Origin of the sequence: Thermococcus paralvinellae (assembly GCF_000517445.1) — an archaeon.
GTDB classification, from domain to species: Archaea; Methanobacteriota_B; Thermococci; order Thermococcales; family Thermococcaceae; genus Thermococcus_B; species Thermococcus_B paralvinellae.
The window spans coordinates 556,529-569,355 of the sequence record NZ_CP006965.1; the positions used below are offsets into that span (position 1 = coordinate 556,529).

The following is a 12,827-nucleotide window of genomic DNA, read 5'->3' on the forward strand; positions in this document are numbered from 1 at the left end:
GCAGAGCTATGAAACTTGGAGGAATTGACGAGGCAGGAAGAGGGCCAGTTATAGGTCCCCTCGTCATAGCGGCAGTTGTAGTTGATGAAAAAAACTTGAGCAAGCTTGAGGCTCTTGGAGTCAAAGATTCAAAGAAGCTAACACCAGAGAGAAGGGAAAAGCTGTTCAATGAAATAATTGCACTTTTAGATGATTATGTAATTATTGAGCTAAGCCCGGAGCAGATAGATGAAAGAAAGGGAACAATGAATGAGTTTGAGGTTGAGAACTTTATCAAAGCCCTTAATTCTCTGAAAGTAAAACCCGATGTTCTTTACATTGATGCCGCTGATGTAAAAGAAGAGCGTTTTGGCGAGATAATTGGAAAAAGGTTGAACTTTTCTCCAAAAATAATAGCCGAGCATAAAGCTGATGCCAAATACCTTCCAGTCTCTGCTGCATCAATTTTGGCTAAAGTTACGAGAGATAGGGCAATTGAGAAGCTCAAAGAGCAGTATGGTGAAATTGGCTCTGGTTATCCTAGCGACCCGAGGACAAGAAAGTTTCTAGAGGACTATTACAAAGAACACGGAGAATTTCCTCCAATAGTTAGGAGAAGCTGGAAAACTTTAAAGAAAATCGAAGAAAATCTCAAGGCTCGGACTCAGAAGAAAGGCCAGCTAAACCTCCTTGAGTTTCTGAAGTGAGTTCTTGAGGTTCTTTTCCTTCAGCTTTAGCTTTCGTCGTTTTTTGAATAAACCTCTTTTGAATTAATCGGGCAATTGGACTTATAACCCTCCAGATCCAGCTCCAATAAAACTTGAGGGACTCCTCGAAGTACTCCCACTTTATCAGTTCGTATGCCATAACTCCCAAAGTCACTGCTCCGACTGGTACTAATGGTGTTGCATAGAAGCTAAACTGTGTTTTTCCCCCAAGAATCCATTGGAGGGCATAGAATGCAATTGTTGACCAAAAGATGCCAAAAGGAATTAAGATTTTTCCCCTCTTCTTAGCGGCATAGGGAATAGCAAATATAAAGACTATCATTGAGAGCATTAGAATCGGGTCAGTTGCTGCAAAAACATCAGGGTTATAGTGGAATGGAAACGGCTTTAAGCTTATGAACCACTGCCAGAAAGGCGAATTTGCTGGATGCTCCCCTTTAAAGCTCAGATGCCATGAAAAGCTAGCTATAAATTCTTCAAGCCATCTCTGAAAGCCGATTGCCATTATTATTGGAATTTCTGGGATTAAGAAAGCAATTCCAGGGATCACAAAGAGAATTAGAAGGCATCTCTTAAGGTTCATTCTATCTTTTAGGGCTTTTATCACTAAAATAGGATAAGGAAATGCACCGTTGAGCTTTGTTGCAGCAGCTAAGCCAATTGAAATACCACTTAAAGGATAATCGTCAACAATCATTACATACATAAAAATTGCAGTGAATAGGGCGACATAGATGTCAAGCATCGCTGCCAAGCTCGTTGCATACAAGAGAGGGTCAAATGCTGAAAATATCAGTGCAATGAACGCTGCCAAGTAGCTTCTCGTAATTTTCAATGCAGCAAAAAATACAAGGAGATTAATTATTGCGTGAGCAATTAGGCCAGGTAGACGCCAGAATATTGGCTTATCTTGAATTAACATGCCCAGCATTATGAAATCTTTTGCCAAAAATGGATGCTCAGTGTTGAGATAGTTTTGGATGTTCTCCTTATCGGGATACCAGAACCCCGGAATTACATCAACGCCTTCAAGTGTCTTTACATCTTTTAAGAATTCATCGAAATGCTCTTTTGGAATCTCATAGTATACAGCTGGAAAATTAGTATAGGGCATGTATTTTGTATAATTATATTCTTGGGCAATTTGCCAAACCTTAATCTTCATGAGATCAACGTTATATTCTCGAGAAAAATTGAATGGAATGTACTCAACCCTTATTCCAAGTTTTGAAGCAAAATCTGGGACTTTTGGTGGTTCGACTGCAGTATAAGTTCTTAGAATTGTAAATCTCCAAAAAGAAACCTTTACTTCTCCCTTAACTTCAGGTTCAGTGAGAAATATTATATTAACGCCTTCACTTCTGGTAGTTTCATTGATGTAATGCACATCAATCCCTAACCGATGTAAGACATTTCGAGAAGCAGAAACGTACCAAACTTCATCACCGATATAGTCGTATAAACCCTCGCTTGAAGCTTGTTTATAAGTGTAGTAAAATGTTCCAACAATGATGAGAGCGAGCAGTGCAAAGTAGAGCTTTTCTCTTCTCTTCATTTCTTCTCCCATCTCTTCTTTTCTTCTTTGCTTTAAACCTTTTCGCAAAAATTTAAAAGAATCCCTTCCTAGGGGATAGCGGTGAGAGAATGGAGGAGTACATTGAACTTGCAGTTGAGATGATAAAGAAAGGGTTTGATGAGAGAAAGATTAAGGCGAGGCTTCCAAGAGAGAATGCTGACGAGATAATTGAGATAGCGAGAGCTAGGATTAGAGCTAAGGATAAATTTTCGAGAACAGATTTATGGATGGATTTAGAAGGTCTGAGGTATGCCACTCATGAGATAGTTGCTGAATATAGAGCTGAGAGGGTTAAGCCAGAGAGCATAGCCGATGTGACCTGTGGGATTGGTATACAGCTTATATTTTTCGCCAAATATGCGAGGGAAGCTTATGCAATTGATATTGATGAGAGGAAGCTGTTTTATGCAATGAAAAATGCGGAGAAATATGGTGTTAAAGAGAAGATAAAATTCATTCATGGAGATTCTTTGAGTGAGGAAGTTATAAAGCAAGTAGATGCAGATGTAATATTCTCTGATCCTGCTCGTCCACCAGAAATGCCCGAAAGGAGACTGGAAGATTTACTTCCAAGCCCTCTCAAGATTTATGAAGCTTACAAACATAAAACAGATGCATTCATATTTGACTTGCCTCCCCAAATTAGGCGAGAAAAAGTTCCTTGGAGAGGTGAATTTGAATATATTGATCTGTATGGACAGCTGAACAGATTAACTTTTTACTTTGAGCCTCTAGCAAAAGCTGAACGTTCTGCAGTTCTTTTGCCAAAGGGTGTTAGGCTTGAAAGCAATCCTAACCTTGAAAACATCATTGAGTGGAGCGAGCCTAAAAAATACCTCTACGAGATTCCCCAGAGCGTTGATTATGCTGATTTAATAAATGAGCTATTCCATGCAGTTAAAGGAAACCTCTATATGTTGCTGAGAGAGAAAAGAAGGATATTGGCAACAAGTGATGATGAAATCAAAAGCGAGTACTTCAAAAGAGCTTATGTTATTGCTGGAATCGTTAAGTTTCACCCTCTCAGAATTAATGAATTCTTGAGGAAAGAAGGATTTGGAAGGGCAACGCTTAGAATTTCAATCCCAGACAGCGAATACTGGCGCTTTAGGAGAAAAGTTGAGAGTAACTTGAAGGGTGAAAAGAGGGCATATGTGTTCCAATATAAGGACAAAGCCATAATTGCTGAATCTCTCGAGTAAGTTTTTATGAAATTTTCAAGCTAAAGAAGAAAAGAAAGCTAGATCACTCTCTTTGCAAACCTCTTGTAGTAGTGAAAGAGGTCAAGGGCCCATTTTCTAGCTTTTGGATCATAGCTAACCAAGTCCATGGTCATGTCGTACCTACCATCAGGGAATAACAAACCAAATGAAAGTACCGAATCTGTAACTGTGAATGAAACTCTAGGATTCCAGTCTAAAGTATAAATGCGCATGTTTGGAAGCTCCTTTAAGGCTTCCACTTCCTTTGGATCAAGCATTTTGAGAAGCATTTCAAAAGTTTTCTCTGGTAATACTGCTTCAATATCTGCCTTTTTAAAAGCTAACTCTAAAAACGCTTTTGAATATTCTTCAAACACAACTGAAGAAATTGCTCTGACCCATTTTGCGTTTCTAATAAGTTCCAGATAAACCTCATGAGGAGATTTCAGCTCATCAGGAGAAGCAATTATAAGCTTAGAGTTTTTAAGATCCCCAATTGTTTTGAGGAATTCTTCTGGAACAGACTTAACATCATGAGTTATCCAGAAGCTTTCAAATTTAACTATGGAATCAAATGAATCAATGATGTTTCTAAGCTGAATGTACATTAGGTATCCAACATTTGTGAGTCCATACTCTTTTGTGTCCTCTTTTTGGTACACTATATTTTTGCTTTCTAATGATTTTAGAGCATGAAGTATTGAAGAAGGTGTTGATTTTAATTCGACTTGAAGATCTTTCAATAGTTTAGGACCATTCCCCAATGATAAAATCAGTTTGCGCCTTAAGTCTGAACTTATTATGAATTTCAATAGATTTTCAGCGTTCATTATTATCCCCCACTTTTTATTTTTCAACAGTTTTATTTAATATTTTTTCAGGCTATATAAAAATTAGTCTAATAAAATTTCGCATATGATGATAAAATAGAACCCAAGAATTTCTCAACAAGGCACAAATAATAGATTAAAATATCCCAGATTATTCATCCAAAGTTCCCTCACTAATTTTAACATTTCTTATCTTCTTTGAACCAATTCTAAGAGCTTTGAAATAATTTATGTGCTCCTCAGGAAGAAAACTGTCAAGCTTAGTTGGTCGAAGGCGCTTCTTTTTAATAGTTTTTGTACTCTTTTCCTTACTTATTTTCACTGAGGATGTAATGAATTCATCAAGTTTTTTGTCCATCTCCTCACCCGAAGAAATTGAAGATTTCGCTTATATAGGTTTTTTGATAAATACTAAAATCCATGTACAGGATGGGGATACCAGAAGTAACAAGAATGAACACTGTTTTTGCAGATGAAAGTATAATAAACAGTATTTTATCATATAAAACCTTGTGAAATGGTACTGAGCAAAATTTTGAAACGATTTTCAGAGAAACTCTTTTAATTACTAACACTGTCTAACAAAAGATAGTAACCATAAAAATGGGGGATAAAAATGTGTGGAATCATTGGATACATCGGTGAAAGAAAAGCCTGTCATGTCATCGTTGATGGCCTTAAACGATTGGAGTACAGAGGTTATGATTCTGTGGGAGTTGTAACAGAAGCAGATGGAAAGTTGCACATCAAGAAAGGTGCCGGAAAAATTGATGAGCTCAAAGAGAAGCTTAACCTCCTTGAAATGCCTGGAAAAAGAGGTATTGGGCACACAAGATGGGCAACGCACGGAATTCCAAATGATGTAAATGCTCATCCCCATACTGATTGTACCGGAGAGATAGCTATTGTCCATAATGGTATAATTGAAAACTATCTCGAGCTTAAAGAAGAGCTTCTTCAAAAAGGACATAAATTTAAAAGTGACACTGATACTGAAGTCATTGCTCATTTAATAGAAGATGCTCTGAGAGACTTTAAGAACTTTGAAGACGCCCTTAGATACGCACTCCTCAAACTTAAAGGCTCTTTTGCACTTGGAATAATTTATACAAAGGATAAGGAGCATCTCTACTTTGTGAGAAATGAGAGCCCTCTTGTTCTTGGTATTGGAGAGGGTGAGATGTTTGCTGCTTCAGACATTCCAGCATTCCTCCCGTACACTAACAAAGCCGTATTTCTTGACGACGGTGAATATGCCATTGTAACCAAAAATTCATTTGTTGTTAAAGACCTGAAAACGGGAGAGATTAAAGATAAAAAAGTCCACGAAATTAGTTGGACGCTAGAAATGGCAGAGAAACAAGGATTCCCACACTTCATGCTCAAAGAGATTCATGAACAGCCAAAGGCAATAAAGGAAGCGATATATGGGAATGCTGAGATAATAAATAAAATTGCTAAAGAAATCTCAAATTACGAGAAAATATTCATTGTTGCCATGGGAACTTCGTATCATGCTGGAATTGTGGGTAAGTATCTTTTCCAGAGGCTTGCAAAAAAAAAGTTCCAGTGGTTGAAGATGCAAGTGAATTCAGGTATGAGTTTGAAGATTTAGTTGATGAAAATACACTTGTCATAGCAATTACACAAAGTGGAGAGACTGCTGACACTTTGGCAGCAATAAAGCTAGCTAAAAAGAAAGGTGCAAAAGTTCTGAGCATAGTGAACGTTGTGGGTAGCATGGCAACAAGAATCAGCGACCTTGTTCTTTACACTCATGCAGGACCAGAAATAGGCGTTGCTGCTACAAAGACGTATACAACACAATTAACAGTCTTAACGATGCTTGCAATTGCTCTGGCTAAGCATCTTAAAACAACTGAAGAAGAATACCTCAAAAAACTCGAAGCTCAGCTGTATGAGATGCCAAAATATGTTGAGGTAGCTTTGGGTTATGAAAGTAAGATAAGAGCACTTAGTGAGGAGCTTAAAGAGAAAAAAGATTTCTTCTACATAGGAAGGGGTATAAGCCTTGCTACTGCGCTTGAAGGCGCTCTTAAGCTTAAGGAGATAAGTTATATACATGCAGAAGGACTCTCAGCTGGAGAATTGAAACATGGCCCATTGGCTTTAATTGAAGAAGGTGTTCCAGTTGTAGCAGTTGCTCCAAGTGGGAAAACATTTGAGAAAATGATATCAAACATTCAAGAGGCTAAGGCCAGAGGAGCCTTAATCATAAGCCTCGGAGATAACGAAGAGTTAGAAAAAGTAAGTGATATCTGGATAAAAATGCCTAAAGTCGATGAGGTTTTGAGTCCTATAGTTTATATAGTTCCATTGCAATTATTAGCATATCATTTGGCTGTCTTGAGAGGCAATGATCCAGATAAGCCGAGAAATCTAGCAAAATCTGTAACAGTCGAATGAGGTGGTTTGAATGGTGAAGACAAAAACCAAGAAAAAAATAGAAGAAAAATCCGAATCATCTTCTTTTAATTTTGCTAAAATTAGGAGATATGCGTTTCCAATTTTGGCACTGCTTGTGGCAGTCATAGGCTTCAAGATCAGATACCAAACAGCAAGCTACAAATATTTCATAGATCCGGATACATTTTATCACTTTGAAATTTACAAGCTCACGATAAAGGAATGGATACCAAAATATTATATGATGGCAGATGCTCCATTTGGGGCTAAAATAGCCGAGCCCCTTGGACTTTACATCTTACCTGCCATACTGTATAAGATTCTCTCAGTGTTTGGATACAGTGAAATAGCAGTGTTCAAGCTCTGGCCTCCGTTAGTAGGATTTTTCAGCATTATTGCAATCTATTTACTCGGAAAGAAGTTTCACTCAGACTGGGCTGGGCTATGGGCTGCTACAATCATGATGTTTTCAACAGCCCACTTTGTCAGAACATTTTCAGGAAATAACAGAGGTGATGGACCATTCTTAATGCTGTTCTTGTATGCAACGCTCTCGCTGTTCGCTTACCTCAAAACGAGAGATAAGAAAAGATACATCTGGGGGGTGCTTTTTATAGTTCTTTCAGTAGCTTCTCTAAGCGTCTGGAATGGTTCGCCGTTTGGCTTAATGGTTTTCCTTGGCTTTGCAAGTGTTTACGCGATTTTATTGTTCATTTTTGGAAATATTGAAAAGCTCAAAGAGTTCATCAGAGACTTTTACCCAGCGTATTTCGGAGTGTTAGTTTTAGGTTACCTCCTAACTTTCCAGAGCATCATCCAAGTTAGAGCGTTTATAAAATTTGCATTTGAAGTCTTCGTTGGCTTGGTGTTGTTGACTCTAATAATGCTCTACGGCGAGAGATTCAGGCTCAACTATTCAGACAAAAAGCACAGATTTGCAGTAGTGGCAATAATAATTCTCATAGGATTTGCAGGGGCTTATGCCTACGTGGGTCCAAAGCTTTTCAGGCTCATGAGCGGTGCATATCAATCAACTCAGATTTATGAGACAGTGCAGGAGCTGGCAAAGACAACATGGAGTGATGTCTCAACGTACTATGCAGTGAAGTCTTCCGATGGCATGATATTTCTTCTTTCACTTCTTGGCATTGGGACAGTGATAGTGCGCTTCTTAAACAGCTTACTTAGACATGGAGAAGTCAATGAAAAGCAACTGTTTGTACTGATTTACTATGTAATGTCTCTTTATTTAATGTGGACTGCAGTAAGATTTTTGTTCTTGGCTTCGGGCGCTGTCATATTAGTATTTGGGATATTAATTGGAGAGCTGTTTAGCCTCGTTGAGAATATGAAAGAAAAAACATCTACAAAAGCTTTGTACGCAGTGCTTCTAATAATTTTGTTCATACCAATCCCAATAGTTGGTGCAACCACTATGAATTCCCAGGCAAAAGCTATGGCAAAAGCAGGTTCAGTAACTCCTTCTTGGGAAGATGTCCTTAAGTGGCTCAATCAGAACACTCCAAAACTTTCAACCGCTACCTCATGGTGGGATTATGGATACTGGATTGAGAGTTCTCTGCTAGGAAACAGAAGATCTCCAGCAGATGGAGGTCACGCAAGGGATAGAGATTACATACTGGCGAGATTCCTTGCAAATGATGGACTAAAGAGTGAAGTTGATTTTGAGAGCTGGGAGCTTAACTATTTCATAATCTGGACATATGACTATGCAAAGTTCAACGCAATAAGTTACCTTGGTGGAGCAATAAGCAGAAAGGAAAGGGATAATCTTGCCATGATTCTGCCTTTCCAGAAGTATGGAGACAATCTCTATGCTCTAAGCCAGAACCAACTTATAAGGGTGCTTGAAGAAAATGGTAAAAAGAGAGTTGTAATTCAGATTGGAAATCAGCAACTTGAACCTATACAGACGATATTTGCCCAGACAGGAGAAGTTGTCAAAGGACAAGGAACTTATCCTGGAATTGTGTGGATATTCCCCAATTATGCAATCTTAACATACCAAAAAGTTGCCCTCAGCAACTTCTTCAGAATGGCATTTCTAGGTGGGAATGGAGTTCCAAACTTCCAGCTTGTTAAGTCAACAGGAGATATCAATGTGTATGAGTTCCATCCATTCATAGTGTACAGGATAGACATATACAAAAACGGAACATGGACTCCAATCAAAAAGCTTGAACCAGGAGAATATAAAGCCAAACTCTACATCTCAGCATTTGGCAGAGATGTGAAGGATGCAACAATAAAGCTCAGAGCATACAAGGATGGAAAGCTGATAGCTGATGAAACAGTAGCAACCAATGTTAACATAGACCACCTCAACGAAAAGCCAATTGAAGTAACATTAAATGTCCCAAATGCCACCAAATACGAGCTTGTGCTTACTCAAAAAGGTCCAGTGGGAGTATTAGCTGGTATTCCAATGCTTAATGGGGAACCCGTTAATCCTATATATGTTGTAAAAGAAGGCCAGAGTGGAAAGCTTAAGCTCACAGCTGAATTTGACAAAGATTACACAGTCAGCCTATACTTGAGGGCCACAATAATATATCTGGTCAGAACGCAAGGAACAAGTAATGAAGACGAAAATGCGGCATTTGAGCCCCACATGGACATCATAAAGTATGTTCCAGTTAAAGAAGGTATCTCAGTTAAAGCTGGTGTGAACACAATAACGGCAGATGTAGAGATGCCCCAGGTCTTTGCTCAGTATATAGAACAGCTCAAGCAGAAATATGGAGCTGATAAAGTAATTGTTAGAGGCAAGAGAATTGAGCCAGTGTTTATAGCAGACAAAGAGTATGTGATTTATAAGCAAGGTTAGCCCTTGTCTCTCACTATTTTTATATCGTCTAAACTTTTTAGTTTTGATCTTTGAACCGTTTCTTCAATTTTTGTCTCAATTTCTTCTCTTGGTTTTAGAATTAAGCATTCTACTTGGGAAAATCCAAGCTTTTTAAGTGCATAAGCTCTGTGGTGGCCATCAAGGATATAATACCCCTCTCGATGTTCCAACACTATGATAGGAGCATCATAGCCATGCTTAATCTCTTGGAGAACAACCAGCAGCTTCGCTTCACTGAGTTCTCTCTGGGTTGGTATCAGAATATCAAGCGGGAGATATTTGTGGTCTATGTTGAACTTAACGCCATAAATGAGTTCATTCTCCCGTTTGAGGTGCCTTGCTCTTTCAAATGCCTTCTCCCTTGTTATCAAAATGATCTCTTCTTTCTCTGTCACTTTTTAATTCCCCTAACAGCTATGAAGGCTCCAATACTTTTCAAATTTTTGTTAAATTTCTGGTCAACTTTTTCAGCAATTTCAACAAATGGAAAGAACGGTGGGAAAAATATAATACCTCTGCTCTCTACATTATCAAATCCTGTATTTGTCAAGAGTGTTTCTAATTCTTTTGGAGTATAGAACCTTGCATATCTGTATGCTGTTTCGATAAAAATGCTTTTAAATCGTTTGAAAAGGAACCATAAACTTCTTCCATTCATAGTTCCAATGACAACTTCTCCTCCCGGCTTTAATACTCGATGTATCTCATTTAGAACTTTTTCAGGTTCATAGATAAACTCGAACATTGTAACGCTTAATACCAAATCAAAGACTTCTTTTTTGAATGGCAAGTTATATGCATTAGCTCGAATAAAGAGAACATTAGGAAGCTTGGACTTGGCAATTTTAAGCATCTCTTGACTTAAATCGACTCCTATCACATCAAAGCCTCTCCTATAAAGTTCAGTGGTATAGTTTCCAGTACCGCAGCCCAAATCCAGAGCTTTTCCTCTCTTTGTTTTAATCATGGAGAAAATAAGTTTCTTTTCTGTTCTATCAACGTACTGGCCAACTTTTGTTTGATACCATGTATCGTAGCGGTGAGCAATTTTGTCGAAGTATTGTACCATCCCTTTATCCACCACCAGCTGGAGGGAATACATGAATTACATCCTCTTCCTTCAGCTCGGTATCCCAGAGCTTTAGGTGAACAATGTTATGCCCGTTCACAAGTATCATTCCGTTGACATCACCGTCTTCATCGATTAACTCTTTCTTAATCCCCGGAAACATCTTATCAAGCTTGTCTAGGAGTTCTCCTACGGTTCTTACTCCACTGATTTCAATTTCCTTCTTTCCAGTTAAGTCTCTCAATGTGGCATAAAACTTCACCTTCATTAGACTCACCAAAATCAAGTTTTAGAGTTTGGAAATAAAGATTTTTCTCTTACTCGTGCTCTTTTCTCTTTTTCTCTCTGTTATGGATGTAGTCCAATAGTGGTCTGATTCTTTCCCAAACTTCATCAATTCCTCCGTGGCCATTAATTTGGACGTAGATTCCCTGCTTTTGGTAGAATTTTATTATAGGTTCCATGTTTTTAATATAAATGTCGTACCTTCTGTTGACTATCTCAGATTTATCATCCTTCCGTTGGATTAGTTCACCGCCACATACATCACACTTTCCTGAAACTTTTGGTGGTTTATATTTAACATGGTACACAGCTCCACATCGGCTACATATTCTCCTTCCACTTATTCTTTCGATACTTTCCTCCTTTGAGATGAATATATCGATGGCAACATCGAGCCTTATGCCATGATCATAAAGATAAGTCTCCAATGCCAAAACCTGTTCAGCTGTTCTTGGATATCCGTCAATAATGAAATTATTTCTCACCCTCCTAAGTTTTGAGAGGATTAGCGTATTAACGACAGTATCTGGTATTAATTCACCCTGTGCGAGATATCTCTCCATTTCTTTACCTAAAGCTGTTCCTTTCTGTATTTCTGCTCTAATTATATCTCCAGAGGATATATACTCCAACTGATATCTTTCAACTATTTTTCGCGAATGAGTAGATTTTCCGCTTCCAGGTGGCCCAAAAATCAAGATATTCATGTAGGTCACCGATAGTGATTTATAATTCAAAGCATAAAAAGAATGTGGTGGTAAGCATGCCCCGTCTCCTAACTGGTTTTGTTAGAGCAGCTGGCTATGCAAACAAAGTGAGGAAAGTTCTATTTGCCATTACGAGGGGAAAAGTTAATCCAGAAGAGGTTGTGAGAGCTGCAGCAGAACTCAATCAGTATCTCTTCAGCAAGTTCCAAGAGATAGGAGTGAAAAAGGAGGATGTGGTAAGAATTGAAGTGGAGTTTGAAATCAAAGACGGAAAAATTGAATGGAACTATGATAGTTTGAAGATTGAAATTTACAAGAAGGAAGAAGAAGAAAAGTTAGCAGAAGCTATGCGCGAGGTAGAAGAGAGTGAGAAAGCCCTTGAGCTTGTAATTGAAGAACTGAGTAAGCTGTCAGAAAAGCTGAGAGAGTTAAGTGATGATATTTCCCAACTTGTCGAGAAAATTAAGCAAGAGCACACAACATTAAAGCTTGAATTCGAAAAGGAAGAGGAAAGCTAAATCCTCAGATTATCGAGGAATACGTTAACATAAACAATGACATGTGAGGTCAGATAACTCTTTCTACCAATGCTAACTTTTTCCGCAATGCTCTCAAGAAAAGCTTCATCTTCTTTAGGTAATCCAACGTGATCTCCGAGAACAAATGCAACGTTTCCTTTAAAGTTAACCTCAGCTATCGGTTTACCTTCTTCGTGAAGGTAGTAAAGCTTTGCAGTCTTGATAGTCTTTCTCACAATGTCTTCAAATGTTAAATTGCTGATGTAAATTCCAGGCAGAACCTGATGCTCTTTGCTGGGCTCCTTTATTTCCTCACCAACTTTTAATGCTTTAATTATCAGTTTTGCAATGCTTCTCTCATCTGGATTTATTGTCTTGGGTCTAATCTCGTTACCTTCGAATCGAATGGTTTTGGGTGGATTTGGTGGGCCGTTTAAGTTTAACCAGACTCTAACATTTTTGCGAAAACCATGAGAGAGCAGAAAAGCGGAGTTAATGCTTCGGCAAAGTAAGTCAATTCTGCCGCTTGTCCCTGGTAGGTCTTTCAGGCTGAAATCCGCTTTTGTATGAGCATGGTTTGCTTTGATGATGAAAATCCTCATTGTCATCAAAATTAAAATATAAAAAGAGCTTTAAA

12 protein-coding genes and 1 pseudogene are annotated in these 12,827 nt (G+C 38.3%); 5 read left to right on the plus strand and 8 right to left on the minus strand.

Annotated elements, in window-relative coordinates:
• Positions 1-8: 8 nt before the first annotated feature.
• On the plus strand, positions 9-686 hold the full coding sequence (gene rnhB, locus TES1_RS03070; RefSeq protein ID WP_042680107.1) for a ribonuclease HII: 678 nt from the start codon (positions 9-11) through the stop codon (positions 684-686).
• On the opposite strand, the gene TES1_RS03075 is transcribed toward rnhB, so the two are convergent.
• The gene (locus tag TES1_RS03075; protein WP_051408238.1) at positions 631-2,274 is read right to left on the minus strand and encodes a dolichyl-phosphate-mannose--protein mannosyltransferase; all 1,644 of its coding nucleotides are present in this window, start codon (positions 2,272-2,274) and stop codon (positions 631-633) included. The genes rnhB and TES1_RS03075 overlap by 56 nt on opposite strands.
• A gap of 77 nt (positions 2,275-2,351) precedes the next feature.
• Between TES1_RS03075 and TES1_RS03080 the strand changes: the two genes are divergently transcribed.
• Entirely contained in the window at positions 2,352-3,485 is a 1,134-nt protein-coding gene (locus TES1_RS03080; RefSeq protein ID WP_042680112.1) for a class I SAM-dependent methyltransferase, read from the plus strand.
• A gap of 38 nt (positions 3,486-3,523) precedes the next feature.
• Here the strand turns inward: TES1_RS03080 and TES1_RS03085 are convergent, their stop codons facing one another.
• Entirely contained in the window at positions 3,524-4,315 is a 792-nt protein-coding gene (locus tag TES1_RS03085; RefSeq protein ID WP_042680114.1) for a helix-turn-helix transcriptional regulator, read from the minus strand.
• Between the two features lie 151 nt (positions 4,316-4,466).
• A complete protein-coding gene (locus tag TES1_RS03090) occupies positions 4,467-4,673 on the minus strand; it encodes a PCNA-inhibitor (protein WP_042680116.1) in 207 nt (68 codons plus the stop codon).
• A 258-nt stretch (positions 4,674-4,931) separates the two neighbouring features.
• Here TES1_RS03090 and glmS point away from each other — a divergent pair.
• Together glmS and TES1_RS03100 are read left to right on the plus strand one after the other, a co-directional pair.
• Positions 4,932-6,742: pseudogene (gene glmS / locus TES1_RS03095) on the plus strand (glutamine--fructose-6-phosphate transaminase (isomerizing)).
• A gap of 10 nt (positions 6,743-6,752) precedes the next feature.
• Positions 6,753-9,590, plus strand: coding sequence for a peptide transporter (locus tag TES1_RS03100; protein ID WP_042680118.1), 2,838 nt, complete (start codon positions 6,753-6,755; stop codon positions 9,588-9,590).
• On the opposite strand, the gene TES1_RS03105 is transcribed toward TES1_RS03100, so the two are convergent.
• The 4 genes from TES1_RS03105 to TES1_RS03120 are packed head-to-tail and all read right to left on the minus strand — an operon-like array spanning position 9,587 to position 11,672.
• Positions 9,587-10,006, minus strand: a complete 420-nt coding sequence (locus tag TES1_RS03105; RefSeq protein ID WP_084340011.1) for a ParB/RepB/Spo0J family partition protein — start codon at positions 10,004-10,006, stop codon at positions 9,587-9,589. The two genes, TES1_RS03100 and TES1_RS03105, sit on opposite strands and share 4 nt — an antisense overlap.
• Entirely contained in the window at positions 10,003-10,680 is a 678-nt protein-coding gene (locus TES1_RS03110; protein WP_042680120.1) for a class I SAM-dependent methyltransferase, read from the minus strand. Before TES1_RS03110 ends, TES1_RS03105 begins: the two co-directional genes overlap by 4 nt.
• Before the next feature lie 4 nt (positions 10,681-10,684).
• Entirely contained in the window at positions 10,685-10,948 is a 264-nt protein-coding gene (locus TES1_RS03115; RefSeq protein ID WP_042680121.1) for a ubiquitin-like small modifier protein 1, read from the minus strand.
• A 49-nt stretch (positions 10,949-10,997) separates the two neighbouring features.
• On the minus strand, positions 10,998-11,672 hold the full coding sequence (locus TES1_RS03120) for an adenylate kinase (protein ID WP_042680122.1): 675 nt from the start codon (positions 11,670-11,672) through the stop codon (positions 10,998-11,000).
• 56 nt (positions 11,673-11,728) lie between these two features.
• Here TES1_RS03120 and TES1_RS03125 point away from each other — a divergent pair, with 56 nt between their 5' ends.
• Positions 11,729-12,190, plus strand: a complete 462-nt coding sequence (locus tag TES1_RS03125; RefSeq protein ID WP_042680123.1) for a single- stranded DNA-binding family protein — start codon at positions 11,729-11,731, stop codon at positions 12,188-12,190.
• Here the strand turns inward: TES1_RS03125 and trmY are convergent.
• Positions 12,187-12,792, minus strand: a complete 606-nt coding sequence (gene trmY, locus TES1_RS03130; protein WP_042682680.1) for a tRNA (pseudouridine(54)-N(1))-methyltransferase TrmY — start codon at positions 12,790-12,792, stop codon at positions 12,187-12,189. The two genes, TES1_RS03125 and trmY, sit on opposite strands and share 4 nt — an antisense overlap.
• Positions 12,793-12,827 lie beyond the last annotated feature (35 nt).

Coding starts and splice junctions, on each gene's coding strand:
- rnhB (WP_042680107.1), top strand. CDS start 9: ATGAAACTTGGAGGAATTGACGAGGCAGGAAGAGGGCCAGTTATAGGT.
- TES1_RS03075 (WP_051408238.1), bottom strand. CDS start 2,274: ATGGGAGAAGAAATGAAGAGAAGAGAAAAGCTCTACTTTGCACTGCTC.
- TES1_RS03080 (WP_042680112.1), top strand. CDS start 2,352: ATGGAGGAGTACATTGAACTTGCAGTTGAGATGATAAAGAAAGGGTTT.
- TES1_RS03085 (WP_042680114.1), bottom strand. CDS start 4,315: ATGAACGCTGAAAATCTATTGAAATTCATAATAAGTTCAGACTTAAGG.
- TES1_RS03090 (WP_042680116.1), bottom strand. CDS start 4,673: ATGGACAAAAAACTTGATGAATTCATTACATCCTCAGTGAAAATAAGT.
- TES1_RS03100 (WP_042680118.1), top strand. CDS start 6,753: ATGGTGAAGACAAAAACCAAGAAAAAAATAGAAGAAAAATCCGAATCA.
- TES1_RS03110 (WP_042680120.1), bottom strand. CDS start 10,680: ATGGTACAATACTTCGACAAAATTGCTCACCGCTACGATACATGGTAT.
- TES1_RS03115 (WP_042680121.1), bottom strand. CDS start 10,948: ATGAAGGTGAAGTTTTATGCCACATTGAGAGACTTAACTGGAAAGAAG.
- TES1_RS03120 (WP_042680122.1), bottom strand. CDS start 11,672: ATGAATATCTTGATTTTTGGGCCACCTGGAAGCGGAAAATCTACTCAT.
- TES1_RS03125 (WP_042680123.1), top strand. CDS start 11,729: ATGCCCCGTCTCCTAACTGGTTTTGTTAGAGCAGCTGGCTATGCAAAC.
- trmY (WP_042682680.1), bottom strand. CDS start 12,792: ATGAGGATTTTCATCATCAAAGCAAACCATGCTCATACAAAAGCGGAT.